General features: G+C 69.8%; 25 protein-coding genes and 1 pseudogene. 14 read left to right on the plus strand and 12 right to left on the minus strand.

Annotated features, from left to right (window positions below):
* Positions 1-147 precede the first annotated feature (147 nt).
* Positions 148-816, plus strand: a complete 669-nt coding sequence (locus tag FAF44_RS05710; protein ID WP_237101942.1) for a DUF2125 domain-containing protein — start codon at positions 148-150, stop codon at positions 814-816.
* Positions 817-1,165: 349 nt separating this feature from the next.
* Here the strand turns inward: FAF44_RS05710 and FAF44_RS05715 are convergent, their stop codons facing one another.
* Entirely contained in the window at positions 1,166-2,623 is a 1,458-nt protein-coding gene (locus FAF44_RS05715; RefSeq protein WP_237101943.1) for an endo-1,4-beta-xylanase, read from the minus strand.
* Positions 2,624-3,083: 460 nt separating this feature from the next.
* Between FAF44_RS05715 and FAF44_RS05720 the strand changes: the two genes are divergently transcribed.
* The 4 genes from FAF44_RS05720 to FAF44_RS05735 are packed head-to-tail and all read left to right on the plus strand — an operon-like array spanning position 3,084 to position 7,640.
* A complete protein-coding gene (locus FAF44_RS05720; RefSeq protein WP_237101944.1) occupies positions 3,084-4,403 on the plus strand; it encodes a PHB depolymerase family esterase in 1,320 nt (439 codons plus the stop codon).
* A gap of 16 nt (positions 4,404-4,419) precedes the next feature.
* Positions 4,420-5,841 carry a glycoside hydrolase family 43 protein gene (locus FAF44_RS05725; protein WP_237101945.1) on the plus strand — a complete coding sequence of 474 codons (1,422 nt, stop codon included), beginning with the start codon at positions 4,420-4,422 and terminating at the stop codon, positions 5,839-5,841.
* The gene (locus FAF44_RS05730; RefSeq protein ID WP_237101946.1) at positions 5,838-6,026 is read left to right on the plus strand and encodes a hypothetical protein; all 189 of its coding nucleotides are present in this window, start codon (positions 5,838-5,840) and stop codon (positions 6,024-6,026) included. Before FAF44_RS05725 ends, FAF44_RS05730 begins: the two co-directional genes overlap by 4 nt.
* Positions 6,027-6,080: 54 nt before the next feature.
* Positions 6,081-7,640, plus strand: coding sequence for a lectin (locus tag FAF44_RS05735; protein WP_237101947.1), 1,560 nt, complete (start codon positions 6,081-6,083; stop codon positions 7,638-7,640).
* 173 nt (positions 7,641-7,813) lie between these two features.
* Here the strand turns inward: FAF44_RS05735 and FAF44_RS05740 are convergent, their stop codons facing one another.
* Genes FAF44_RS05740 through FAF44_RS05750 form a run of 3 tightly spaced genes read right to left on the minus strand, consistent with a single transcriptional unit; the run spans position 7,814 to position 10,951 of the window.
* Positions 7,814-8,470 carry a response regulator transcription factor gene (locus FAF44_RS05740; protein ID WP_237101948.1) on the minus strand — a complete coding sequence of 219 codons (657 nt, stop codon included), beginning with the start codon at positions 8,468-8,470 and terminating at the stop codon, positions 7,814-7,816.
* Positions 8,467-9,540, minus strand: a complete 1,074-nt coding sequence (locus FAF44_RS05745; RefSeq protein WP_237101949.1) for a sensor histidine kinase — start codon at positions 9,538-9,540, stop codon at positions 8,467-8,469. The genes FAF44_RS05740 and FAF44_RS05745 overlap by 4 nt, the downstream gene beginning before the upstream one ends.
* Position 9,541: 1 nt before the next feature.
* Positions 9,542-10,951 (minus strand): alpha/beta hydrolase, encoded by a 1,410-nt coding sequence (locus FAF44_RS05750; protein ID WP_237101950.1) that lies wholly within the window; start codon positions 10,949-10,951, stop codon positions 9,542-9,544.
* A gap of 289 nt (positions 10,952-11,240) precedes the next feature.
* Here FAF44_RS05750 and FAF44_RS05755 point away from each other — a divergent pair, with 289 nt between their 5' ends.
* The 3 genes from FAF44_RS05755 to FAF44_RS05765 are packed head-to-tail and all read left to right on the plus strand — an operon-like array spanning position 11,241 to position 12,457.
* Positions 11,241-11,774: an RNA polymerase sigma factor gene (locus FAF44_RS05755; protein WP_237101951.1), complete on the plus strand. Its 534-nt coding sequence runs from the start codon at positions 11,241-11,243 to the stop codon at positions 11,772-11,774.
* Positions 11,771-12,268 (plus strand): transmembrane transport protein, encoded by a 498-nt coding sequence (locus FAF44_RS05760; RefSeq protein ID WP_237101952.1) that lies wholly within the window; start codon positions 11,771-11,773, stop codon positions 12,266-12,268. The genes FAF44_RS05755 and FAF44_RS05760 overlap by 4 nt, the downstream gene beginning before the upstream one ends.
* 51 nt (positions 12,269-12,319) lie before the next feature.
* Positions 12,320-12,457 carry a hypothetical protein gene (locus FAF44_RS05765; RefSeq protein ID WP_237101953.1) on the plus strand — a complete coding sequence of 46 codons (138 nt, stop codon included), beginning with the start codon at positions 12,320-12,322 and terminating at the stop codon, positions 12,455-12,457.
* A 135-nt stretch (positions 12,458-12,592) separates the two neighbouring features.
* Here FAF44_RS05765 and FAF44_RS05770 read toward each other — a convergent pair whose 3' ends face one another.
* Genes FAF44_RS05770 through FAF44_RS05780 form a run of 3 tightly spaced genes read right to left on the minus strand, consistent with a single transcriptional unit; the run spans position 12,593 to position 15,796 of the window.
* A complete protein-coding gene (locus tag FAF44_RS05770; protein WP_237101954.1) occupies positions 12,593-14,194 on the minus strand; it encodes an ABC transporter permease in 1,602 nt (533 codons plus the stop codon).
* Entirely contained in the window at positions 14,191-15,114 is a 924-nt protein-coding gene (locus FAF44_RS05775; protein ID WP_237101955.1) for an ABC transporter ATP-binding protein, read from the minus strand. Before FAF44_RS05775 ends, FAF44_RS05770 begins: the two co-directional genes overlap by 4 nt.
* Positions 15,107-15,796, minus strand: a complete 690-nt coding sequence (locus tag FAF44_RS05780) for a TetR/AcrR family transcriptional regulator (protein ID WP_237101956.1) — start codon at positions 15,794-15,796, stop codon at positions 15,107-15,109. The genes FAF44_RS05775 and FAF44_RS05780 overlap by 8 nt, the downstream gene beginning before the upstream one ends.
* Before the next feature lie 859 nt (positions 15,797-16,655).
* On the opposite strand from FAF44_RS05780, the gene FAF44_RS05785 reads away from it, so the two are divergent.
* Positions 16,656-17,639, plus strand: coding sequence for a phosphotransferase (locus FAF44_RS05785; protein WP_237101957.1), 984 nt, complete (start codon positions 16,656-16,658; stop codon positions 17,637-17,639).
* A 55-nt stretch (positions 17,640-17,694) separates the two neighbouring features.
* A complete protein-coding gene (locus tag FAF44_RS54435) occupies positions 17,695-17,823 on the plus strand; it encodes a hypothetical protein (protein ID WP_272894091.1) in 129 nt (42 codons plus the stop codon).
* A 177-nt stretch (positions 17,824-18,000) separates the two neighbouring features.
* On the opposite strand, the gene FAF44_RS05790 is transcribed toward FAF44_RS54435, so the two are convergent.
* From FAF44_RS05790 to FAF44_RS05800, 3 genes are read right to left on the minus strand one after another with little or no spacing between them, the layout of a single operon-like run.
* Positions 18,001-18,360 carry a nuclear transport factor 2 family protein gene (locus FAF44_RS05790; RefSeq protein ID WP_237101964.1) on the minus strand — a complete coding sequence of 120 codons (360 nt, stop codon included), beginning with the start codon at positions 18,358-18,360 and terminating at the stop codon, positions 18,001-18,003.
* A gap of 13 nt (positions 18,361-18,373) precedes the next feature.
* Positions 18,374-18,718 (minus strand): MFS transporter, encoded by a 345-nt coding sequence (locus FAF44_RS05795; RefSeq protein WP_237101958.1) that lies wholly within the window; start codon positions 18,716-18,718, stop codon positions 18,374-18,376.
* A gap of 9 nt (positions 18,719-18,727) precedes the next feature.
* Positions 18,728-19,549, minus strand: coding sequence for an oxidoreductase (locus FAF44_RS05800; protein WP_237101959.1), 822 nt, complete (start codon positions 19,547-19,549; stop codon positions 18,728-18,730).
* A gap of 166 nt (positions 19,550-19,715) precedes the next feature.
* Here FAF44_RS05800 and FAF44_RS54440 point away from each other — a divergent pair.
* Positions 19,716-19,886 (plus strand): annotated as a pseudogene (locus FAF44_RS54440) (helix-turn-helix domain-containing protein); the annotation flags it as partial.
* Between the two features lie 144 nt (positions 19,887-20,030).
* The gene (locus FAF44_RS05815; protein WP_237101965.1) at positions 20,031-20,423 is read left to right on the plus strand and encodes a helix-turn-helix domain-containing protein; all 393 of its coding nucleotides are present in this window, start codon (positions 20,031-20,033) and stop codon (positions 20,421-20,423) included.
* A 97-nt stretch (positions 20,424-20,520) separates the two neighbouring features.
* On the opposite strand, the gene FAF44_RS05820 is transcribed toward FAF44_RS05815, so the two are convergent.
* Both FAF44_RS05820 and FAF44_RS05825 read right to left on the minus strand, forming a co-directional pair.
* Complete coding sequence (locus FAF44_RS05820) at positions 20,521-22,269, minus strand: APC family permease (protein ID WP_237101960.1); 1,749 nt, start codon at positions 22,267-22,269, stop codon at positions 20,521-20,523.
* A 290-nt stretch (positions 22,270-22,559) separates the two neighbouring features.
* On the minus strand, positions 22,560-22,745 hold the full coding sequence (locus FAF44_RS05825; protein ID WP_237101961.1) for a hypothetical protein: 186 nt from the start codon (positions 22,743-22,745) through the stop codon (positions 22,560-22,562).
* Between the two features lie 76 nt (positions 22,746-22,821).
* On the opposite strand from FAF44_RS05825, the gene FAF44_RS05830 reads away from it, so the two are divergent.
* Positions 22,822-23,973: a sensor histidine kinase gene (locus FAF44_RS05830; RefSeq protein ID WP_237101962.1), complete on the plus strand. Its 1,152-nt coding sequence runs from the start codon at positions 22,822-22,824 to the stop codon at positions 23,971-23,973.
* The coding region (locus tag FAF44_RS05835) for a response regulator transcription factor (protein WP_237101966.1) at positions 23,958-24,133 on the plus strand (176 nt) is incomplete at its 3' end. The genes FAF44_RS05830 and FAF44_RS05835, both read left to right, overlap by 16 nt.

Here is a 24,133-nt window from a genome sequence, read left to right on the forward strand (position 1 = left end):
TCGCGGGACGGCCGCGCACGAAACGTCCCTTGCGCTGCTGGGACTCGATCCGGCCTGGTTCTCGCAGCACTCGCAGCGCCGCGACCACCGGCCAGGCAGGCAGGACAGGACTGTTTCGCTGGTCCGTATAGCTGCCAGGCTGTAACCGTGAACCCTACAGGTAGTGAGGTCTGGGATCCGTTCGGCACTTTGCGCGGCGTCCTGTGGATCGGAGGTGGCCAATGGGCCGGCAAATCCACCGTCGCCAGGCTGCTGGCCATCCGGTACGGGCTGACCGCGTACCACTACGACTATCACGACGCGCGTGCGCACAATGACCGTCGGATCGCACGTCGAGCGCGACTTGGCGAACCCATCGCGGACCCCGACCCGGACAGCGTCTGGGTGAACACCAGTCCTCAAGAGATGGCCGACGAGACCCTGGCCGGCTTCCCCACGCGGTTCGAGTGGGCTTTGGACGACCTGCGCGGCCTGGTATCGGGGCGCCCCATCATCGCCGAGGGCTGGGGACTGCGTCCCGAACTGGTCGCCGCCGTCATCGACTCACCCCGGCGAATGATCGTGATGGTGCCGAGCGAGGAATTCCGTGAGCGTCAGCTCCGCGAACTGCCCCGTGCCGCCTCCGTCGATCGCGCGGTCAGCGACCCTGATCGAGCACAGCGCAACCGACTCGCCCGAGACCGTCTCGTCGCCGACGAGGCCGCCCGCTCCGCTCGTCACCTGGGCATACGGGTCCTTGAGGTTGATGGGCTCGACGATGCGGAGGCCGTGGCGGACATCGTGGCCGATCACTTCAGCTCCTATCTGCCGCGGTAGAGCGTCTACGGGCCGTGACCACGCGGTGCAGGTGATCGCCGTCCGCCTGACAGCCGGCCGGCCGCGCTCGATCACGTTCTCCGCGACGTTCGGCAGCCCGCGGCGGGCGACCCGCTCCAGCCCGGACGGGGCCACGATCTCGCTCGACGGCGGCTCAGGCGGCATGGAGGCAGTGGCCGGGTCTCGCGCCGGCTCGGGCCGTCGTCGACGGCGGCAGCGTCAGCAGTTCCGGCGGCATGGCCCACCGGTGTTGCACGTTCGTGATCGTCCACTCCGGGATGTGGCCCACCCTCCCTCAACCTCCCCGCCGGGGCCGAGGAAGGGCCGCACCAGGGAAGCGGTCAGCAGCTCACGCGCTGCTCGGGTTGTAGGTCCACTTCTGGTTGTTGCCTCCGTGGCAGTTGTAGAGCTGCAGCCCGGTGCCGTTGGCGGTGCCGGCGCTGACCGCGTCCAGGCACAGCCCGGACTGCACGCCCACGATCGTGCCGTCGGAGTTGACGCGCCACTTCTGATTGTCGCCGCCCCAGCAGGAGTAGATCTGGATCCTGGCGCCGTTGCCTGTGCCCCCGGCGTCCAGGCACTTGCCGCTGGACCTCAGCTCCCCGGACGAGCTCTGCGTCCACTGCTGGTTGGACTGGCTGTTGCAGTCCCACAACTGCACCGCGGTGCCGTCGGTGGTGTTGCCGTTGGGGATGTCCACGCAGCGGCCGGAGGCCACACCCTTGAGCTGCCCCGCGTCGCCTCCGCCGGGCGGCGGGGTGGTGCTGCCGCCGTTGAGGGCGTTGAGTACCGCGGTGTAGGCGGCCTTCTTGTTGCCGTTGCCGTCGAAGAGCAGCGGGGCGGCCCCGGAGCCGAGCCAGGAGTCGGAGTCGCGTACCCCCCACGTCGTGATCCCGGTGCAGCGCGGCACCGCCAGGCAGTCGTTGACGACGTTGGCGTACGTGGTGGCCGAGCCGCCCTGGATGTCCAGCTCGGTGATCTGCACGTCGACCCCCAGGGCGGCGAAGCTGGAGATCGTGGTGCGGTAGTTGGCGTTGTAGGGGCTGTTGCCGTTGAAGTGCGACTGCAGGCCGACGCAGTCGATCGGCACGCCGCGCGCCTTGAAGTCCCGCACCATGTTGTAGACGCCCTGCGTCTTGGCCCAGGTCCAGTTGTCGATGTTGTAGTCGTTGTAGCAGAGCTTGGCAGCCGGGTCGGCGGCGCGGGCGGTACGGAAGGCCACCTCGATCCAGTCGTTGCCGGTGCGCTGGAGGTTGGAGTCGCGCCGGCCGCCGCCGCTGTCGGCGTAGGCCTCGTTGACCACGTCCCAGGCGTAGATCTTGCCCTTGTAGTGGCCCATGACGCCGTTGATGTGGTTGATCATGGCCTGGCGGAGCGAGTTGCCGGACATCGACTGCATCCAGCCCGGCTGCTGGCTGTGCCAGGCGAGCGTGTGCCCGCGCACCCGCTTGCCGTTCTGAACCGCCCAGTTGTAGACCCGGTCTCCGGCGGTGAAGTTGAACTGCCCCTGGTTGGGCTCGGTGGCGTCGATCTTCATCTCGTTCTCGGCGGTCACCATGTTGAACTCGCGGTTGGCGATCGTGGTGTAGGCCGAGTCGCCGAGCTTGCCCTGGGCGATGGCGGTGCCGAAGTAGCGGCCGCTCTGCGCGGCGGCCGCGCCGAGCGTACTCTCCGCGGCGCCGGCGGGGAGCGCCGTCGCCAGCGCCGTCACCAAGCCGAGCGTGCCGAGGGCGGCGGTGATCAGCGCCCGGCGGTGCGCGCCGAGCGGCCGTCGGGCGGGGGGTGGGGACATGGCGTTGACACGCATGCTTGAGCCTCCATTGGCGAATCACGGGGGGAAAGGCTCGGTGGGGAAGACCACCACAGACGGCAGTCCCCCTGTTGAGCGCCACCGAGCCGGTGGGGGAGATCACCTCGGGCACTCAGTGTGGAAAGCGTGCCGAAAATTGTCAAGAAAGAACTGAAAACTTTCGGGCCAGTCTGACCTCTGCTGGTCCGATTGTGCTGCGCACTGTGGGGGTTGTCGCTCCTGAAACTTTCGGCTGCTGTCACCGGGTGGGTGGGAGATGAAAGTTTCATGGCGACGCACCCCCTGGTCGAGCCTGGCAAGGAGGGGAAACCGGAGGTGAGCGCGTTCGGCTGCTGTCTCCCTGAACTCGCCGCAAGCTAAGGCGCTCTTGACAGTACGTTTCACTCTCGTATGTGCTCCGTTCCGCCACGCCATGACCGGCCAACGGTTGTTAGCGCTAACAGCGGGAGGCGGAACAATGAAGCGAAGCGAACCGCGTACCAGCGGGTACGCGGGCATCGGAGTCGCCCTGGCGGCTCTGATCACGGCGGTGGTCACCGCACTGTCCGTGTTCCTCACGGCCGCGCCGCAGGCGTCGGCGGCGGCCCTGACCGAGGTGACGAACTTCGGCACCAACCCCGGCGGTCTGCGGATGTACCTCTACGTGCCCGACAGACTGGCGTCCCAGCCGGGCGTCCTGGTGGCGATGCACGGTTGCAACGGCTGGGCGCCTGGCTTCCACCAGGGCACCGAGTTCGCCTCGCTGGCCGACCAGTACGGCTTCATCGTCATCTACCCGCAGGCCAACAAGAGCGCCAACGGCATGTCCAACTGCTTCGACGTGTGGTCGAACGAAGCCCTGCGGCACGGTGGCGGCAGCGACCCGGTGTCCATCGTGTCCATGGCGAACTACGTGCTGCAACGCTACAACGGCGACCCGCAGCGGGTGTTCGCCACCGGCTTCTCCTCCGGCGCCATGGAGACCCTCAACCTGCTCGCCACGTACCCGGACGTGTTCAAGGCCGGCGCGCCGTTCGCGGGCGTCCCCTACGGGTGCCTCGGCCCCGCCGGGTGCGGTGACAAGACCCCGCAACAGTGGGGTGACCTGGCCAGGAACGCGTATCCCGGCTACACCGGACCGCGCCCGCGCGTGATGGCCTGGCACGGCACCGCCGACTCCGTCCTGCCGTACACGATGCTGCAGGAAGAGGTCGACCAATGGACCGACGTTCACGGGCTGAGCCAGACCCCCGCCTCCACCGACAGCCCGCAATCCGGCTGGACCCGCCGGGTCTTCGGATCCGGGCAGGTCGAGGCGTACACCATCGTCGGAGCCGGCCACAACCTCCCGCACGCCGGGATGGCCGCCTACGCCATCCGCTTCTTCGGCCTGGACGGAGGTTCGTCCACTCCCACGCCCGGCGGGCCGATCAAGAGCGTTGCCTCCGGGCGCTGCCTGGACGTGCCGAACGCCGCCAACGCCGACGGCACCGCGGTGCAGTTGTGGGACTGCAACGGCCAGGCCAACCAGCGGTGGGCCGCCACCTCGGCCGGCGAACTGCGGGTCTACGGCAACAAGTGCCTGGACGCCGGAGGCACCGGCAACGGCGCCGTCATCCAGATCTATTCCTGCCACGGCGGCGCCAACCAGCGGTGGCGGCTGAACGCCGACGGCACGATCACCGGCGTGCAGTCCGGGCTGTGCCTGGACGCCGTCGGCCAGGGCACCGCCAACGGCACCCGGCTCCAGCTCTACACCTGCCACGGCGGCGCCAACCAGCGATGGACCCGTACCTGACAGGTGGAGGGTGATCATGAAACGTGGGCTGGTGCTCATGGCATTGCTCAGCGTCGTGACGGCGATTCCGGGCACGGCCAGGGCCGACAACCCGATCGTCCAGACGATCTACACCGCCGACCCCGCCCCCTTGGTGCACAACGGCCGCGTCTACCTCTACACAGGACACGACGAGGACGGCTCGACGTACTTCACCATGAAGGAGTGGCGGGTCTGGTCGTCCGCGGACCTGGTGAACTGGACCGACCATGGCTCGCCGATGAGCGTGGCCACCTTCAACTGGGCGAGCGCGGACGCGTGGGCCGGCCAGACCGTGTACAGGAACGGCAAGTTCTACTGGTACGTACCGGTGAAGGACCGGGCGAGCGGTCAGATGGCCATCGGCGTCGGAGTCTCCACCAGCCCCACCGGGCCCTTCACCGACGCCATCGGTCGCCCCCTCGTCAGGAACGGCGAGATCGACCCCACAGTCTTCATCGACGACGACAGGCAGGCCTATCTGTACTGGGGCAACCCCAACCTCTGGTACGTCAGGCTCAACGCCGACATGATCTCGTACTCCGGCAGCCCCACCCAGATCCCGCTCACCACCGCGGGCTTCGGCACCCGTACGGGCGACACCAGCCGCCCCACCCTGTACGAAGAGGCCCCCTGGGTCTACAAGCGCAACGGCCTCTACTACAACGTCTTCGCGGCGAAATGCTGCTCGGAGTTCATCGCCTACTCGACGGCCCCGGGCCCCACCGGACCCTGGACCTACCGCGGGACGGTCATGCCCACACAGGGCAGCAGCTTCACCAACCATCCCGGCGTCATCGACTTCAACGGCGGATCGTACTTCTTCTACCACAACGGCGCCCTGCCGGGCGGCGGCGGCTTCACCCGCTCCGTGGCCGTGGAGAAGTTCACCTACAACGCCGGCGGCACCATCCCCACGATCAACATGACCACAACGGGAGCGCCCCAGGTGGGCACGCTGGACCCCTACGTCCGCCAGGAGGCCGAGACGATCGCCTGGGAGTCCGGCGTGGAGACCGAGCCCGCCGGCGAGGGCGGCATGAACGTCGGGTGGATCGAGAACGGCGACTACACCAAGGTCAAGGGCGTCGACTTCGGCTCCGGTGCGACGTCCTTCAGCACGCGGGTGGCCTCGGCGACCAGTGGCGGCCGAATCGAACTGCGCCTGGACGGGGTCAACGGCACGCAGGTGGGGACGTGCACCGTGCCGGGCACCGGCGGCTGGCAGACGTGGACGACGGTCACCTGCCCGGTGAACGGCGCGACGGGCACCCATGACCTGTACTTCAGGTACACCGGCGGCAGCGGCAATCTGTTCAACGTGAACTGGTGGCAGTTCACCGGCGGCACCGGCGGGAACCTGCCGGCCAACGACGACATGGAGAGCGGCACCCCCAGCGCGAAGGCGACCTCGCGGTGAGCGCCGGGGGCACGACGAGCCAGCTCCGGCTCACGCCCGCCACGCCGGTGAGCTCCGGCGGCTGGACGCGGCTCACCGGCACGGCGACCGTCTCGTGGAGCGGAACGCTGACCGGCGCCACCTTCTACGTCGAGACGACCGCAGGCACCGAGTGCTTCTCGATCGACGACGCCTCGTTCGAGTAGCTCCATGGAACGTATCGGAATCCGCACCGAGATCGGAGTCACGTGATCAGGGTCATGAGATGGTTCCTGGCGGCGGTGCTGGCCGCCGGTTCGCTGGTCGCGACCGGCAGCGGCGCCTCGCCCGCCTTCGCGCTGGACAACGGGCTCGCCCGTACCCCCCAGATGGGCTGGAACGACTGGAACACCTTCTCCTGCAACGTCAACGAGAGCCTCATCCGGCAGACCGCGGACATCATGGTCTCCAGTGGCATGGCGGCGGCGGGCTACACGTACGTCAACATCGACGACTGCTGGTCCACCAGGAGCCGCGACGCCGGTGGCAACCTGGTGGCGGACCCGCAGAAGTTCCCCAGCGGTATGAAGGCCCTGGCGGACTACGTCCACACCAAGGGGCTCAAGCTCGGCATCTACTCCTCGGCGGGCACGACCACGTGCGCGGGCTACCCGGCCAGCCTCGGCTACGAGCAGCGCGACGCCGCACTGTGGGCGTCCTGGGGGATCGACTACCTGAAGTACGACAACTGCGGCGACCACCAGGGCAGAACGGGACAGCAGCGCTACACCGCCATGCGCGACGCACTGGCCGCCACCGGCCGCCCGATCGTCTACAGCCTGTGCAACTGGGGCCAGGAGAACGTGTGGACCTGGGGGATGCCGGTGGGCAATTCCTGGCGCACGACCGGCGACATCGCGGCGAACTGGAACTCCATCATGGGCATCCTGGACCAGCAGGTCGGGCTCGAGGCGTACTCGGGGCCCGGCGGCTGGAACGACCCCGACATGCTGGAGGTCGGCGTCGGCGCGCTCACGGCGACCGAGGGACGGGCGCACTTCAGCCTGTGGTCGCTGCTGAACGCGCCGCTCATCGCGGGCAACGACCTGCGGTCGATGAGCGCGGAGACCCGCTCCATCCTGACGAACACCGAGGTCATCGCGGTCAACCAGGACTGGGGCGGCAGACAGGGCCACAAGATCAGCGACAACGGGAACCTGGAGGTGTGGCGCAAACCGATGTCCAACGGCTCGGTCGCGGTCGTCCTGCTCAACCGGGGCACCTCTGCCTCGACCGTCTCCACCACCGCCTCGGCCCTGGGCCTGGGCTCGGCGTCCTCCTATTCGGTGCGCGACCTGTGGGCGCACACGACGTCCTCCTCGTCCGGGACGATCAGCGCGTCGGTGGCCGGGCACGGGGCAGTCATGTACACCGTCACCGGAGGAGGCATCGTCCCCGCGGTCGCGCTCAGAGGGGCCGGCTCGGGCAAGTGCCTGGACGTCACCGGCGCCTCGCAGGCCAACGGTGCGCAGGCGCAGATCTGGGACTGCGGCGGCCAGCCCAACCAGCAGTGGACGCCCACCGCGAGCGGTGAGTTACGGGTGTACGGCAACAAGTGCCTGGACGCCTACGACCAGGGCACCGCCGACGGCACCCAAGTGATCATCTGGGACTGCAACGGACAGGCCAACCAGCAGTGGCGCCTCAATGCCGACGGCACCATCACCGGGGTGCAGTCGGGCCGGTGCCTCGACGTGCCGGACAACGCCACCGCCAACGGCATCAAGCTGGTGCTCTGGTCCTGCAACGGCGGCGCCAACCAGCGGTGGACCCGCACCTGAGACCCTTGGAGGCGTGGCGGTCGTGCCGACCGCCACGACCGACTCGAGATCCGGCCGGCCCGGCGAAGACCGTCAAGGGTTTGGACGCCGTCCTCGTCCACCGGTGGTCCATCGTGGTGTTGATGTCGCGATGGCGGGGTCGCACGGGTGCTCGGTTTGCGACCGGCCGACGGTCAGGGCATTTCGCGGGTGACGATCCCGTGTTCGTGTGCGTAGATCGCCGCGTGCACGCGGGTCCGGAGGCCGAGTTTGGTGAGGATCCGGTTGACGTGGGTTTTGACCGTGCCTTCCTCGATGGTGCACGCGGTGGCGATCTCGCCGTTGCTCAGTCCCCGGGCCAGGAGGCGTAGCACGTGGTGTTCGCGTGGGGTCAGGAGGTCGAGTTCGGAGGTGGCGGGGCGCGGGGACAGTGCGGCGAAGCGGCTGATCAGGCGGCCGGTGACCTGTGGGTCGATCAACCCCCGGCCCTGATGCAGCTCGCGGATCGCCGCGATGAGCACGTCGGGGTCGCTGTCCTTCAGCAGGAAACCGGCCGCTCCCGCGCGTAGCGCGCCGAACAGGTACTCGTCGAGGTCGAACGTGGTCAGGGCGAGCACGCGGGGGGCGGATTCGGCGGCGGCGAGGCGGCCGATGGCGGCGATGCCGTCCATGCCCGGCATTCGCAGGTCCATCACCACCACGTCCGGCCGGCGCAACAGCGCCCGGTGCACCGCCTCGGCGCCGTCGGCGGCCGTGGCGATCACGTCGATGTCGGGTTCGCCGTCGAGGATGAGCCGCAGCGCCTCCCGCGCCGCCTCCTGATCGTCGGCGACCAGCACCCGGATCGTCACCACACGTTCCTTTCCCTGGGCAGGTCGGCGCGGACCCGCCAGCCGCCCGTCGCCGTCGGTCCCGCCGACAGGGTGCCGTCGAGCAGGCGCACCCGTTCCCGCATGCCGCGGATGCCCTGGCCCTCGACCTCAGGCGGATGGGCGGTGGCGCCGTTGTCGAGAACCTCGATGCGCAGGCCGCGGTCGTCCTGCCGCAGGTGGACCGAGACCGCGGTCGCGGTCGAATGACGTACGACGTTCGTCAGCGCCTCCTGGACCACCCGGTAGGCGGTGTGGTCGACGGCCGGAGGCAGGACGCCCTCCGTCCCCGTACGGCGCATGGTGATCGTGCGGTCGGCTGAGGCGAGTTGCCCGGCCAGCCGTTCCAGGTCGGCGGTGCCGGGCTGGAGGGCGGCCGGGTGCTCGCTGAGTGTCCGCAGCAGGTCGCGTACCTCCGTCAACGCCGACAGCGACAGGTCCGAGATCACGGTGAGGGCTTTCGTCGCCGAGACGTGGCTGCGTGCTCGCCGGGCCGCCGCGGCCTGCAGCCGGATCGCGGTCAGGTGGTGTCCCACGCTGTCGTGCACGTTCCTGGCCAGCCAGGTGCGCTCTTCGGCCAGGACGCGCTCCGCCTCGGCCCGCCGCAGTCGCAGCGCCTGCTCGGCACGGTCCCGGTGCAGCCGCAGCGCGTAGCCGGTGGCCACGGGGGCGACACTCATGATCACCATGTTGGCGAGCGCCGGCACGTCTCCGCCGATCACCGTGCCCGTACCCGCCACCCAGCACGTGGAGACCGCCAGCACCAGTCCGGGACGCCGTGGCCGGTGGTAGACGGCCGCGCAGAACAGGCCCATCGTGACCAGCATCCCCTCCCACCGGTGTAACTGAGCCATCCCGGCCAGAGCGATCACCGCGGACGTCAGCGCGGCGGTCAACGGCACCGCCCGCCGCAGGAGCAGAGGGAGGCTGACACCGGCACTGAAGACGATCAGGAGCGGGACGTCGATCGGAACGCTCCCTTCCAGCACCGTCAGCAGCGCCGCGACGGTCGCGGCGCCGGCGACGAGCAGGAGTTCCCTCAGCCAGGGCATGTCACGATGATGCCGGACCGCAGGTCGTGCCCGCGGGCGGGAGTTGCCCGGTGGTCAGGTAGCGGTGCACGTGGTCCCGGACGCAGGGATTGCCGTACAGGTAAAGCGCGTGACCGCCCTTGGCCGGCACGTACCGCGAGCCGTCGAGTTGGGCGGCGGTCCGGCGGGCGTTCGCGGGCGGTGCCGCGTCGTCGTACTCGCCGCTCGCGATCAGGATCGGTGGCAGGCCACGAGGGCGCACCGGGTGGGGCAGGAAGGGCGTCTTTCGCGGGAGCCCTGCGCAGAGGTTGGCCTGCGGCCACGCCGCGGTCCAGCCGATGCGCGGCGCGACGCTCTTGAGCCGCTTTTCGATGGCCTTGACGTCGCGATATGTGGTCGGGGACGGGAAGTCGGAGCACCACGCGATCCGGCTGAAGTCCGGATCGACCGTTACGACGGGCGGCTTGGCGAACCGGGTGGCATCGCCCGCGTGCGCCTCGGCCAGGGACTTGGCCAGGTCGGGCCATGTCGCCTCCCACGTGACGCTCGCGCGGGAAGCGATCAGGGACGCACGGACCGCTGTGCCGGCGCCGGGCGCGGGGATCGGCCGCTTGGCGGCGCGGGCCATGACCTCGTCCCACACCTTGAGCACGTCGCGCCCATGGAGCGCGCAGCTCTGGTCGGTGGCGCACCACTCGGCGAAACGGCCCAGGTTGTCCTCCTTGACCTTCGCTTTGGGCAGGAGCCAGTCGGTCCACGATGGGTTGGTGTGGTCGATCGGGCTGTCCAGGTACATGCGGCCGACGTGGGAGGGGAACATGTCGGCGTAGGTCACGCCGAGGACGGTGCCGTAGGAGTTGCCGAAATAGCTGAGTTTCTGCTCGCCCAGCGCCACTCGGACGGCCTCCAGGTCGTGGGCTCCCTGCTCGGAGTCCAGGTTGCCCGCGAGCGGGCCGGCGGCATCGGCGCAGCCGAGGCCGAAGCGGCGGTTCTGCTCCGTGTATCGGGCGTAGGTGGCGCGGTCGGGGAACACCCACTCCGCGTTCGTGGCCCACGGCGCCCGGCCGGGGCAGCGTACCCCGCTGCTCGCCTCGAATCCGCGCGGGTCGAAGACCACCACGTCGAACCATTGAGTCAGGTCGGCGAAGGCGCCCTTGACCTGGCGCAGGGCCGAGATCTGCGGCCCGGGGCCGCCCATGTTGACGACGAGCGTTCCCTTCCGGGTGGCCGGATCCTCGGCGGGCAGCTTGGCGAGCCCCAGCGTGATCTGCTCGCCCGTGGGGGCGTCCCAGTCGGCGGGCACGGAGATCCGGCCGCATCGCAGACCGTCCCCGCAGTCCTCCCAGGACAGCCCGGTATCCGCCGTCGCCGGCGTGCCCGCTGCCATGGGGATCAGCAGGGCGCCGAGCGCGGCGATGATCGTCTTCTTCATGGCACCTCAGCCTGGCCGAGAGGCACGTCGCCAGTCGTCCACCTTTCGATAGATCTGCGGGAAGGCTGGTTCGCCGCCAAGGATCCCGCGGACGTGGCGATCGGCCCGGTGGGCGTGCCGAGCCTGTACGTGTGGAGCGACGGCGACCCGGTGGTACGCCGCCGCACCGCCGACCTGACAGCGAAACGGGTGACCGCGCCCCTGCCGATGGATCCTCAGGATTCCGTGAACCTTTCCGCGCGGAATGCCGACTGTCTGCGTGACGGACGATGCAGAGCAGGGAGGTGTGGTGGGCAACGAAGGGTTGCTGGTGGTGCGCTGCCAGCTTGGGGAGCGAGAGGCGTTCCGCGAACTGGTGGCCATCTGGCACACCCCACTGTGGCGCTACGTCCGGGGCATGGTCGGCTCGCAGCACCTCGCAGACGATCTTGCTCAGGAGGCGTGGGTCGCTGTGGTGCGCGGTCTGCCGCGGTTGCGGCAACCGGAGCGGTTCGCCCCGTGGCTGTACACCATCGCCCGGCGCACGGTCACTGACCATCTGCGACAGGCGTACAGGGCGCCGGAGACGGCCATGGAGGAAACCACGACTGTCGTCGCCGACGACGAGCTCAGCAGCGTGCTCACCACGATGCAGATCGAGGCAGGTCTTGCCGCTCTGCCGCCCCTGGAGCGCGAGGTGCTCATCCTCTTCCATCTGGAGGATCTTCCGCTGGCCACTTGTGCGGAGGTGCTCGGCGTACAGACCGGCACGGTCAAGAGCAGGTTGCACCGCGCCCGGCGCATGCTGCGAAACCACCTTGCCGAGAAGGGATACGAGGCATGAGCGAGCAGAACCGCCCAGCGCAGCGGGCGGTGCCCGAGCAACTGGAGCGCGTGCTGGCCACGGAGGTGTCCCTGCGCTCCCGGCTGGGCCACGTGGCAGTGGGCCTGGCCGGAGGATGCGGCGCGGCCTTGATCACGGTGCTGTGGGTGACCGAGCCGAACCCTCTGCCGACGCGTACTCAGGCTGTCTTCGTCGGATTGATCGCCATCGGGCTGGCCTGGGCCGTCTTCGCCGGCTGGGTGTTGAGCAGGCGTCGACCGCTTTTCGCTCGGGACCGGGTGTTGTCCGCCCGGATCGCTCTGGCGGCGACCGTGGTGACCGCCGCGGGCGGGGTGGCGCTGGCAGCAGCCCGTGGCGGCACCGCCGACCTGGTGGCCACCGCCGCGGGCGGGGTCGTCTTCACCGCCGCCGCGATGCTCGCCCTGGTACGCGCGCGGCGTCGCCGTCGCGAACTCCTGCGCCTGCGGGATGCCCTGCGGCAGGACGCCCCCTGAACAACCGAATGCACACAAGCCAAGACCACCCAGATCATCAAGGAGACAGACATGGATAACAAGACTGCTCCGATCGGCCCGCCGGCCCTCGCGCTCCGTATCAGCGGTGCAAGCAGGCGTACCGTCCTGGTCATCGCGGCCCTGTCCGGTACCGCCCTGCTGATCGGCGTCGGCCTGCTCCTGACCTGAGCCTGCGCCCCAGAGCCGGCAAAGGGCCGCATCGGTCGGACCGTGTTCCCGGCCGCGACGTCCGCCAGGCGCCGGCCGACCACCTGCACGACGAACGGCCCGGGACGCCGCCGGCACAGAGGCAGCCGCGCTGCTTTACCTGAAGTCGCGGCGGCGGAGGGCGAGCAGTCCGCCGCCGAGCAGGACCGCCGTGACGGCGAGCAGGGCCAGAATCGGTCTGGTGTCCATGGGTGCTGTGGCGAAGGGGTTGGGGATGTAGTGGAACGGTTCCAGCGGGCTGCCGCCCCACTGCCCGTAGAGGGGGCCGGCGACCTGCCCGAGTGCGGCGGTCAGGATCCAGACGGTCCAGGAGATCGCCGCGCTCGCCCGCGGCAGCATTGCGTAGGCGAGCAGGCACACCGCGCCGACGCACCAGGCGGCCGGTACGCCGCCCAGCGCCCCGGCCAGGAATCGGGGCATGTCGGTGGTGAGGTCGCCGACGAGCACCGAGTACAGCGTGCCGAACACCAGCCCGGCGACGACCATCAGCGCCGTGGTGCCGACCCCGGTCACGACCAGGTGCCCGGCCGCCCACCGGAGCCGGGTCACTGCGGTGGCCTGGACGGCCTCCGCGCGGCCTGAGGTCTCCTCCGAGCGCAGCCGCAGTGTCATGAGCACCGGGTAGAGGGCGATCGCGTACGCGAGGATCAGGATCATGTACCAGGAGTAGGCGCCGAGCATCGCATCTGCGGGTTGTACGCCGAGGGTGTTCCTGATGTTGTCGACCACGATGCTCGGTCGCGACAGCAGATCCCGGCCCAACGGGCTCAGCCCGGCGGCCGCCGCCGCGAAGAACGCGATCCCGGCCGTCCATTTCACCAGCAGGCCGCGGTGCAGCCGCCAGGCCAGGCTGATCGGGCCGCGCAGCTCCGGTGCCGTCGCGCGCCCGAGGCGTTCGGGCAACAGCCCGGCGCCGAGGTCGCGGTGGCCGAGCAGTTGGTACGCGACGGCGGACAGGACGGCGCCGGCCAGGATCGAGACCCCGAGCATCCACCACCGCTCGTCCTGGTAGGCCTGCACCAGATGGCTCCAGCCGATCGGGGACAGGTACTTCAGCCAGTACTGCGCGCTCGCATCACCGGCATAGCGCATCACAAAGGAGATGGCGAGTAGGGACAGGCCGATCGCGGTGGCCGTACGGGCGTCGCGCGCCAGTTGGGCGGCGACGGCGGCGATGCCTGCGAACACCCAGCCCGCCACCGTGACGGCGGCCCCGTAGGCGAGCGATCCGATCGGTTCGAGACCGATCCCGATCAGCGCGACGGCCGTCACCAGCCCGCCGAGCAGACTGTTCCCCACCGCCACCAGCATGGCGGCGGTCAGCTGAGCGTGGCGGCTGACCACGGCCGAGCGAACCAGCTCGCTGCGGCCGGCGTCCTCCTCCCCGCGCGTGTGCCGGACGACGGACATGACGGCCGCGAACGCGCTCACCACATAGAGGAACCCGCCGCTGCGCCACGTGGCGAGCACCTCCAACCGCGGTTCGGCGAACCCGCCGCCGAGCCCTTGGAGGAAGGCGTTGCTGCGGATGATGTCGATGTATGCGAGTTTCAGCTCGTAGGTGCCCATGTTCCTGTTGATGTAGGCGACCATCGTCAGGGCCATGGTCACGATCAGCAGGATCCACCAGGGGGCGATGGCCCGTTCGCGGCGCAGGGCCAGGCGGACCAGGTGGCCGGTGCCGGTGAGAGAGTTCATCGTGCCGCGCCTACGTGGCGCCCGTCGCTCCTGCCGGTGCGGTCGTAGTGCCGTAGGAACAACTCCTCCAGGGTGGGGGGCCGGCTGACGAGGCCGTGTACGCCGACGTCGGTGAGGTGCCGCAGTACGGCGTCCAGGGCGGTGGTGTCGACGTCGAACCACACTCGGTCGCCCTCGGCGCGCAGGTCGTGCACCCCGGGCAGGCCGGCCAGCCCGTCCGGTGGCGCCGCCAGGTCGGCCTGGATGGAGGTGCGGGTGAGATGGCGCAGGCCGGCCAGAGTGCCGCTTTCGACCGTGCGCCCGTCCTTGATGATGGTCACGCGGTCGCACAGCACTTCGACCTCGGCCAAGATGTGGCTGGACAGCAGCACGGTCCGATCCCCGCGGCGCTGCTCTTGGCGTACCGCCTCGCGGAAGACCTCCTCCATCAAGGGGTCCAGCCCGGTGGTGGGCTCGTCGAGGATGAGCAGCTCGGCGTCGCAGGCCAGCGCGGCGATCAGGGCGACCTTCTGCCGGTTGCCCTTGGAGTAGGCGCGGCACTTCTTGCGTGGGTCCAGGTCGAAGCGCTCCAGCAGCTCGGCGCGGCGCCGCGGGCTGAACCCGCCGCGCAGCCGTCCGAGCAGGTCGATCACCTCGCCGCCGGACAGGTTGGGCCACAGCGTGACATCGCCGGGTACGTAGGCCAGCCTGCGATGGAGCTCCGTCGCGTCGGCCCATGGATCGCCGCTGAGCAGCCGAGCGGCGCCCGCGTCGGCGCGAAGCATGCCGAGCAGGATCCGGATCGTGGTGCTCTTGCCCGCGCCGTTCGGCCCCAGGAAGCCGTGCACCTCTCCGGTGCCCACGACGAGGTCGAGGCCGTCCAGTGCGCGGGTGGCGCCGAACGTCTTGACTAACCCTGTTACGGATATCGCGTCACTCATCAGGGTGCTCCTCGGCCGAACGGAGTGTGGCTCCGGTGTCTGTCGCGGTCTTGTCCAGGGCGTCGCGGTACGCGGCGGCCTCTTCCGGGCTGAGCCAGGGGTGGGAGTAGAGGTCGAGCACAGTCAGGGCGAGTAGGTGGGCGCCTTCCTGCCCGGACACGTCGACACCCAGCCCTCGGGACACGTGCTTGTGGAGGATTCCGACGGCCAGGGCCATCGCCGTGCCCACCGTCGCCCTGGCCTTGCGGTCGGCGAAGGGGGGATCGGAGCGGCGCTCGTCGAGCCCTGCGAGCCACTGCTCGCTCATCTGGACCATCGCGTCGAACACCGGCTCGGCCCATCCCTCGGTCAGGGCACGCGCCAGGTATCGCTGGTAAGGCCCAAGGGCCGCCATGGAGGCCGCGACGTGGTTCACACCGCTTACGCCGCCGGCGGCCGTGTCGGCGCCGGCCTGCTCGTTGATCCTGCTGATCAGCTTGACCAGGTGGGCGTCGCACGCCTCACGCAACGCCTGCTTGGACCCGAAGTGATGGCGCAGCAGTCCCGGAGAGACGCCCGCGCTCTCGGTGATCGCTCGGGTTGTCGCCTTCTCGAAGCCATACTCCCCGAAATGCCACAGGGCCGCGTCTCTGATCCGCGCGCGAGCGGTCAGGTCCTCAGGGTCGGGGCCTGATGTCGTCACCGCTCATGCCTCCTATCCGTTCGCATAGTAAGTTGCTCGAATAGAGAGGATACTATGCGCTTGCATAGCAAGTCTGCGACGCGCGAATGAATGAGGGCTTCGAGGGCTGGGTCGAGGGGGGCCTCGCCCTTGAACGAGGACATTTTTGGAGACTGGATCCAGCGGCACCCCGTCGACAACCAGGCCACTCTCTCCGACAATGCGATCATCGGCTCCAAAATCTGCACGAGCCAGTGGGTCCTCACGCACCCTTGGCTGGGTAACCGGTCCCACTGCGACAAGCCTCCGCCGGGGCGGTGCGCGACTCCGGCACGTTATCCGGTACATCACCGCAGGTGTCGCGAGGACCTCGGCCTGGAGCACCGCCGCGCCCGCGTCCGCTCCAAGGATGGCACCATCGAATGGGTGTATTGGGACAGTGGCACCGCCCACCTGCTGCCCCGGCTCCTTTGACAGCCCGACGGCAGCACCCGCACGCACGGCCCGCTGTTCTTGTCCGAACGCTGCCCGGCCCCCGCTCGCCGACCAGCGGCCGCGCACCGCCATGCGCTATGTCATACCTGGCGCCGAATCCATCGCCAAGGTCACCGAGGTCCTGGCGCCCCGCCGCCGTACCCACTGACCAGCAACTTCTCCGCGAGGGAGGGCCACTGCCCCTTTCTCTCGTACTTGGTCTGGCCGCAGACGCCTCGGTTGATCGGAGTCGGCAGCCCATCCTGAGCGGACTGCGGCGCTCCTGCCTCCCCCCGTCAGCAAGACGCACGCGGGCCGTCTGCCGCCAAGGCGACACGAGGACCGGGGCGGCGCTTTCCGGAAAACCCAGTGGCGGGTCGCTTGCCGCACAGGTAGCTTCCCGTCCGTGTTCGTCGACGAGCCGGCTACCGATCCGGCGCTGCTGAGGACGCTGGCCGCCGCTGGTCTGCCGGCAACCGGGCGCTTCCTTCCCAAGGCCGGCTGGGTCAGCCGCGCGTGGGTCGGCGACGAACACGTCGTACGGCTGAGCAACGGCGGACGGTTCCGCGACGCTTATCGCCACGAGGCCGCAGTCGTCAACCTGCTCGCCGGCAGCGAGGTCCCACACGCCCGGATTCTCGCCCACGGCGACGGCCCGGACGGGCCGTGGTGTGTCTCCGAACGCCTGCCCGGCCGAACCATGTACGAGGTATGGCCGGCGGCGGACTCGCACACGCGCCAAGAAATGATCGAAAGCCTCGGCCTCGCGTTGCGCGCACTTCACCGCGTTGCTGTCCCGGCCGACCTGCTGCCGCCCTGGCTGGCCGACGCGCTCGCCGGCAAGCCGTGGCCCGCGTTCCACCCACCCGTGGTAAGTGCGGCGCTCCAGCAGGTCGAGGCCGCCCGGCGACTGCCCGGCCATGACTCGCGCCTGCTCGCGGACGCCACCGATTGGCTCCAGGAGCGGCTGGCGTTGTTCGCCGCCGACGAACCCGTCCTCGTCCATGGTGATCTCCACGGATCCAACATGATCGTCGACCAAGGACGCGTCACCGGTCTCATCGACTTCGCGGAGGCGTTGGCTCAGCCGGCGGATGTCGAGCTCGATACCATCCTGCGCTGGTGCGCGAAGGCGCGGGAGTTCCCACCCACACCCGATGAACGAGGGCTCGACGAGGCCACACTCACAAAGGTCCCCGGATGGCTGCACGGCGCGTATCCGGAGCTGTTCGAGCGCGAGCATCTGCGCGAGCGGTTGCAGTTCTACGACATGTACGGGGAGCTCGCGCTCTACGCACACCACCCCCAGCCCGGCATACGCGAAGCGGCGCAGGACCGCATCGCTCGCCTGCTTTCCGGCCATAGCCATCTGGACGCACTCGCCTGGTAGGTCGTCCTCTTCGCGCCTACACGGGACATCGTGACCCGCACCCGAATCTGGGCGCGTGAACCGGCTCAAGCCCGTCGCCCAGGTGGGTCAGGGCCGGGTGGCGATACTCGCGCAGGTCCCAGCCGTGTCCCGGGCCGGCCCCGTGGTGGTCTGCGTGTCCAGCAGGGCGCGGGCCTGGCCGTAGGACAGGCGGGCCATCCCGGTGCCGGGGCACACATCGCGCGGGCCGAGGACCTTGCCCGGGGCGGTCGCGGGTAGCGGCGGCGTGCGAGCCTGCGCCCGCTACTGCGCGAACTCCTTTCGGTCGAACCTCGCCGGCGACCATCCGGCTGGCCGGTCGCCGTACAACGTGTCGGCTATGTCAATCGGCCGTGCCGGCGTGCACGGCGATGATGCGCCAGCCGTGCGTATCGTCGTACAGCCAAGTACGGGTGTAGCGCATCCTGGCCGCGAACGGCGCCCCGGAGACGGTCCCTTCGATGGTGCCGAGAAACCACGTCACCCCGGTGCGCCCCTCGGCGAGCACGGTCAACTCCTCCTCGGCCACCTTCGTCACCACCTGTGCCCGAGTGCGGTGCACCTCCAGGTCGTCCGCCTTGGTCTGGACGTTCGCACCGAAGGTAAAGATCAGCCGATCATCCAGCAGCCGATCCAGCGCCTCGACATCTCCAGCGAGCTGCGCGGCCTGGAGCCGGCGCTCGGCGTCCCGCAAGTCTTCCATCATGAGGCCCACCCTAATGCCCGCGGCTACTTGCCCTACGTGCCGGTGACTGGGCACCGTGTACGGCCTCAGTGACCCAGGCGGCCAGGGAACCGGCCCCGAAGATGACCAGCGCGGCCAGGAGTGTCCTCTTGCGGCCGAAGCGGTCGCCCACCATTCCCGCCGGGATCATGCCGGCGGCGAGTACCAGCGTGCAGACGGTGACGAACCCCGGCAACCGCGCGTTGCCGGGGTGCAACTCCTCGGTCATGCTCGGCAGCGCCAGGTTCGGGATGGTCACGTCGAAGCCCACGGCCGACGGCGTGAGCACGAGCGCTGTGAGCGCCCACCATCCGCGTGAGCGGGGTGGGTGCGACATCGTGGCGGACTACTTCGCGGAGTTCGTGAGGAGCTTGTCGAATTCGCGGTCCGGCAACGTCCTGTTGAGCTCGAGGAGCTTTTCGGCCAGGTAGCCGACCGCGTAGCGCGTCTCGGGCTTGCCGGCCTCGATGGCCTGCCGGATGGTGGTGGCGACCACGCGTGGGTCGCTGGCCGGGGTGTTCTCGCCGAGCTGGGTCTCGGCGCGTTCGGCCAGGGCTTCGGCCATCTGCCCGTACGCGGTCGTGCCGGAGATCTCACGGAGGTCCTGTGCCGTGTGGTCTTCGAACTCGGTCTTGATGATGCCGGGCTGGATGATCACGACGTCGACGCCGAACGGCTCCACCTCCATGCGCAGGCTGTCGGAGTAGGCCTCCAGCGCGTGCTTGGTCGCGTAGTACCAGCAGCCGAGCGGCAGGGCGATCTCGCCGCCGATGGAGGAGACGTTGACGATCGTGCCGGATCCCTGTTCGCGCATGTACGGCAGGGCGAGCTGGGTCAGCCGGGCCGGGGCGAAGACGTTGACCTCGAACTGGTCGCGTGCCAGGTCGATGGGGATGTCCTCGGCCGCGCCGTGCAGGACGGTGCCGGCATTGTTGATCAGGACGTCGATGCGGCCCTGTTCGGCGACGATGGCGCCGATGACGCGTTCCAGGTCTTCCGGCCGGCGTGCGTCCAGCTCCAGCACGTGTCCGCCGGCGTCGCGGATGTCGTCCATCTTGGGTACGCGCCGCGCGGCGCCGTAGACGATGTGGCCGGCGCGGATGAGTTCGAGTGCGGTGGCCTTGCCGATGCCGGCGGAGGCGCCGGTGACGAGTACGACCTTTTTCATGGTGAAACCTCACTTTTCGGCCTGGGGTAAACGCTAAGGTCGTGTTCTGGGATGGGACAACTCGAAGAAGTCATATGTGCAGGTCAGAGGCCATGTATTGGTGCAATGAACTTGTAGCTGAGTGCAACCGTCTTGCAGCGCCGAGGGCTCGACCGGGGAGGGTGACATGCCGGGAGGCCGGCTGACGGCGGAGGATCGTCGCCGCATCGCCGAAGGACTGGCGGCCGACCTGACCTACGCGGAGATCGCCCGCCGGCTGGGGCGGTCCAGGTCCACCGTCACCCGCGAGATCGCCAGGAACGGCGGCGCGCACGACTACCGGGCGGCGCGCGCCCAACATGCGACGAACTGGCGCGCCCGCCGCCGCAAGCGCGCTCCCCACCCCGGCGTTCCGCACACCACCGACAACCGTGACGTCCGCACAGCCCGGGAGTTCGAGGAACAGTTCGTCGCCATGATGATCGAGGGCGGGATGGCACCCATGACAGCCAAGGTGTTCGCCGCGCTGTTCCTCAGCGAGGGTGGCAGCCTGACCGCCACGGAGCTCGCCCGGCAACTCCATGTCAGTCCGGCGACGATCTCCAACGCCGTCAAGTGGCTGGGGCAGAGACAGATGGTCGCCCGGGAGCGTGCGGCGCGCCGGGTGCGCTACTTCGTCGACGTGGACGTCTGGTACCACACGTGGGCGGCCAGCGCCAGGTCGATAGCGATCTGGGCCGACACCACGCGACACGGCGTCGGGATCTTCGGCGCCGACACACCCACCGGCGACCGGCTCCGTACCACCACCCAGTTCTTCGAACTCCTCGGCCACGACATGGGCCAGGCGGCCGAGCACTGGCGGCAGGCCCTGTCCATGCAGAGCCGGCGGTGAACTCCGGCACGTCGAGGGTCGGATGGGTGAGCGGTTCTCGAGCTGAGGGCTGCCACCACCGGGGATCTCGCTGCACCCCGGCGCCGGACATCGCCCTTCAGGTGGCGGGGGGAAGGGGGATCGGCAGGCGCAGACGGCAGATCACGGCGTCGGTGTTGTGGCGGATCGCCCGGTCCAGGACGGCGCCGCGCTGGTTCTGCAGCAGCCGCTGCCAGGGCCTGGGCAGGTGCATCTCGGGGATGAGGACGACGATCCGCTCGTAGCTCTTTCCGGCGGACACGGCGCGCAGGTAGTCGACGATCGGCCGGGTCAGTGAGCGGGTCCGGCTGTGCAGGACGACGAGAGGGACGTCGGGCCGCCAGGCGTGCCATGCCCGGCGCACCGCGTCGGCTGATCCGGCATCGGGATCTTCGGGGTGGACGACGGTGAGCGCCCGGACCTCATCGCCCAACGACAGCGCGGCGCTGAGGGCTTCCTGGGTCAGCAGGTTGACCGCGCCGACCGGGACGATGACCAGGCAACGGCAGGGCACGGGACGATCGGGCACCTGCCCGACGCGCAGGGCCGCGCCGATGCGCCGGTAGGTACGGTGCACCGCCTCGAACGCGACGACAAGAACGGTGACGGCCACGAGCACCAGCCAGCCGCCCTCGTGCCATTTGGCCACCAGCTCCACGACCAGCGCCACGGCCGTCAGCAGCGCTCCCAGCCCGTTCAAGGCGGCATGCCCGTGCCGGCCTCGGCCGCGCTCCAGGCGCCAGTGCCGGACCATGCCGATCTGGGAGAGGGTGAAGCCGATGAACACGCCGATGGCGAAGACCGGCACCAGCGCCTGGGTGTTCCCCTCGGACACCAGGAGCAGGACCAGGGCGAGGACGGCGAGCACCGTGACGCCGTAACGGTAGACCTGCCGGTCGGCGCGCAGGGCGAACACATGCGGCAGATGGTGGTCGCGGGCCAGGCGCGAGGCCAGGACGGGCAGGCCCCCGAAAGAGGTGTTGGCGGCCAGGGCGAGCAGCACCATGGTGGCGAACTGCACGATGTAGAAGGCGACGTTGTGGCCGAGCGCGGCGTCGGCGAGCTGCGCCAGCACCGTCTTGGTGGGGCTGGGGGCGATGCGGAACTTGCCGATCAGCACCGACAGGCCGATCAGCATCAGCCCCAGCAGCACGCCGAGGGTGACCTCGGTGCGCTGGGCCCGCTGGATGCGGGGGGTGCGGAAGGTCGGGACAGCGTTGGCGATGGCCTCCACGCCGGTCAGGGCCGAGCAGCCGTTGGCGAAGGCGCGCAGCAACAACATCGCCCCGACCGTGGCGGTGGCCGGGCCGCTCGGGTGGGCAGGCTCGGTGACGGGATGATCGCGCAGCAGCCCGGCCACCACGACGGCGGCGATCGCCGCGACGAACACCACCGTCGGAGCGATCATCACCTTTGCCGACTCCGCGACGCCGTACAGATTGGTGGCGGTGATCAGCGCCAGCACGAGCACGCACAGCAGCACCCGCTCGCCGTGCATGGCGGGAAAGGCCGAGGTGAAGGCGGCGACACCGGCGGAGACCGCCACCGCGACGTTGAGCACGTAGTCGATGATCAGTGAGGCGGCGGCGACCAGGCTGACCCGCCGCCCCAGATGCCGCCCGGCCACGGCGTAGGCGCCGCCGCCGTCCGGAAAGGCGGCGATCACCTGCCGGTAGGACAAGGTCAGCGCGGCGAGCAGCAGCACGATGGCCGCCGTGACCGGCAGGGTGAACCCCAGCCCGTAGCTCCCGGCCGCCGCCAGCACGATCACGATCGCCTCCGGCCCGTAGGCCACCGACGACAGCGCGTCCAGCGACAGTGCCGCCACGCCCTGCGGCACGGTGAGCCGGTCCCGCTCACGACGCCGGAGCGCAGCGCCGCCTGCGAAGCTGCCTACGCCCCTTGCGCCTCCTCCGCCCGCAGACATCGGTCCCCCGTCTCCCTGGCCGGTCCGCCGCCGCTCGCTGCGGCTCCAGCCGAGGTGATTCCCCTGAGGTCCCTGGTCACAGTCTGTTAACGGTCTACAGCTTCCCCTGAGTGAGAATCGAACGCGCATCTGAACAGCGCCATGCGAGCGATCGATCACCAGCGAAGGCAGAGCGGCATCCTGGCCGCCGGTCAGGAGGGCCGGTCGCGCCTGGCGCGCAGCCTGCCCGTGAGCGCCCAGCCGAAGCCGAGCAGGATCCCGCCGATGGTGGCCACGATGCCGATGCCCTCGCCCCCGAGGATGGAGAACACGGCCAGCACCACGGCGAAGAGCATCGTCAGGCCGAGCATCACGCGTACGTAGGGCTTCTGGTTCATGGCTTCACGATCTCGTGACCGGCGTTGCCGGGGTATCCACTGATCGGTGGACATGTCCCCCATAGGATGCTGGGCCATGGGCGGCGCCAGCCCCGTCGATGCTCGGGCGGAGAACGTGTGGTCGCGTTCCTATCCGTTCTGGGACGCGTATTTCGCGGTCGTGCTGGTCGCGACCGTGGTCGTCTTCGTCGCCGATCGCGGTCCGGCGGTCTCCCTCGCGCTGCTGCTCCTGATCGCCGTCTCGTACGTGCTGTGGGGCCGCGCGGCGGTGCGCGCCCCGGTCGGGCCCGTCAGGGAGGGCTGGTGGCACGTGGGCGTCATGGTCGTGCTGTTCCTCCCGGCCGACCTGCTGGCCCCGCAGTCGGGCATCGCGCTGTCCGCGCTGGTCCCGATGGCGTTCATGGCGCTGCGGACGGCCAGAGCCGTGGTCGCGCTGGTCGCGCTGTTCGTGGGGCCCGCGATCCAGCTCATGACCACGCTCGGCGCGGACCCGGTGGCGATGGCGGTGACGATCGTGGTGGGGTTGTCGGGCAGCTCGCTGATGGGGGTGTTCATCGGGCGGCTCGGCCGGCAGAACACCGAGCGGGCCCGGCTGATCGAGGAGCTCGACCGTACGCGGGCAGAACTGGCCGAGGTCAGCAAGGAGGCCGGGATACTGGCCGAGCGGGAGCGGCTGGCCGGTGACATCCACGACACCCTCGCGCAGGGCTTCACCGGCATCATCATGCTGCTGCGCGCCGCCGACGCCGAGGCGGACCGGCACGTGGCGCGGGCGGTGCGCACCGCCGAGGAGAACCTGGCCGAGACCCGCGCCCTGATCGCCGCGCTCGCCCCGCCCGCGCTCGACGGCGCCTCGCTGGAGGAGGCGCTGCGCCGCCTGGCCGGCGGGTTCGCGCTGCCGGTGGAGGTGGTGGCGGCGGGGCCGCCGAGCTGCGTGCGGGCCGCCGAGGAGGCGCTGGTGCGGGCCGCCCAGGAAGGGCTGGCCAACGTGCGCAAGCACGCCCGCGCCGGGTCCGCGCGGCTGACGCTGGAGCACGTGCGCGGCTCGGCCGTGCGGTTGTCGATCAGCGACGACGGGTGCGGCTTCGACCCGGCGACCGCGCCCGAGGGGTACGGTCTGCGCGCGATGCGCAGCCGGGTGGGGCGGCTCGGCGGCACCGTCCGGGTCGCCGGGTCGCCGGGGCTGGGCACCACGGTCGCGGTGGAGGTGCCGTGCTCAGGGTGCTGATCGTGGACGACCATCCGGTGGTGCGCGAGGGGCTGCGCGGCATGCTGGAGCGCGAGCCGGACATCGAGGTGGTCGGGGAGGCCGGGTCCGGCGGCGAGGCGGTGGCGGTCGTGCCCCTTCTGCGTCCCGACGTGGTGCTCATGGACCTGCGGATGCCGGG

This window comes from Nonomuraea sp. MG754425 (assembly GCF_021699195.1).
GTDB lineage: Bacteria > Actinomycetota > Actinomycetes > Streptosporangiales > Streptosporangiaceae > Nonomuraea.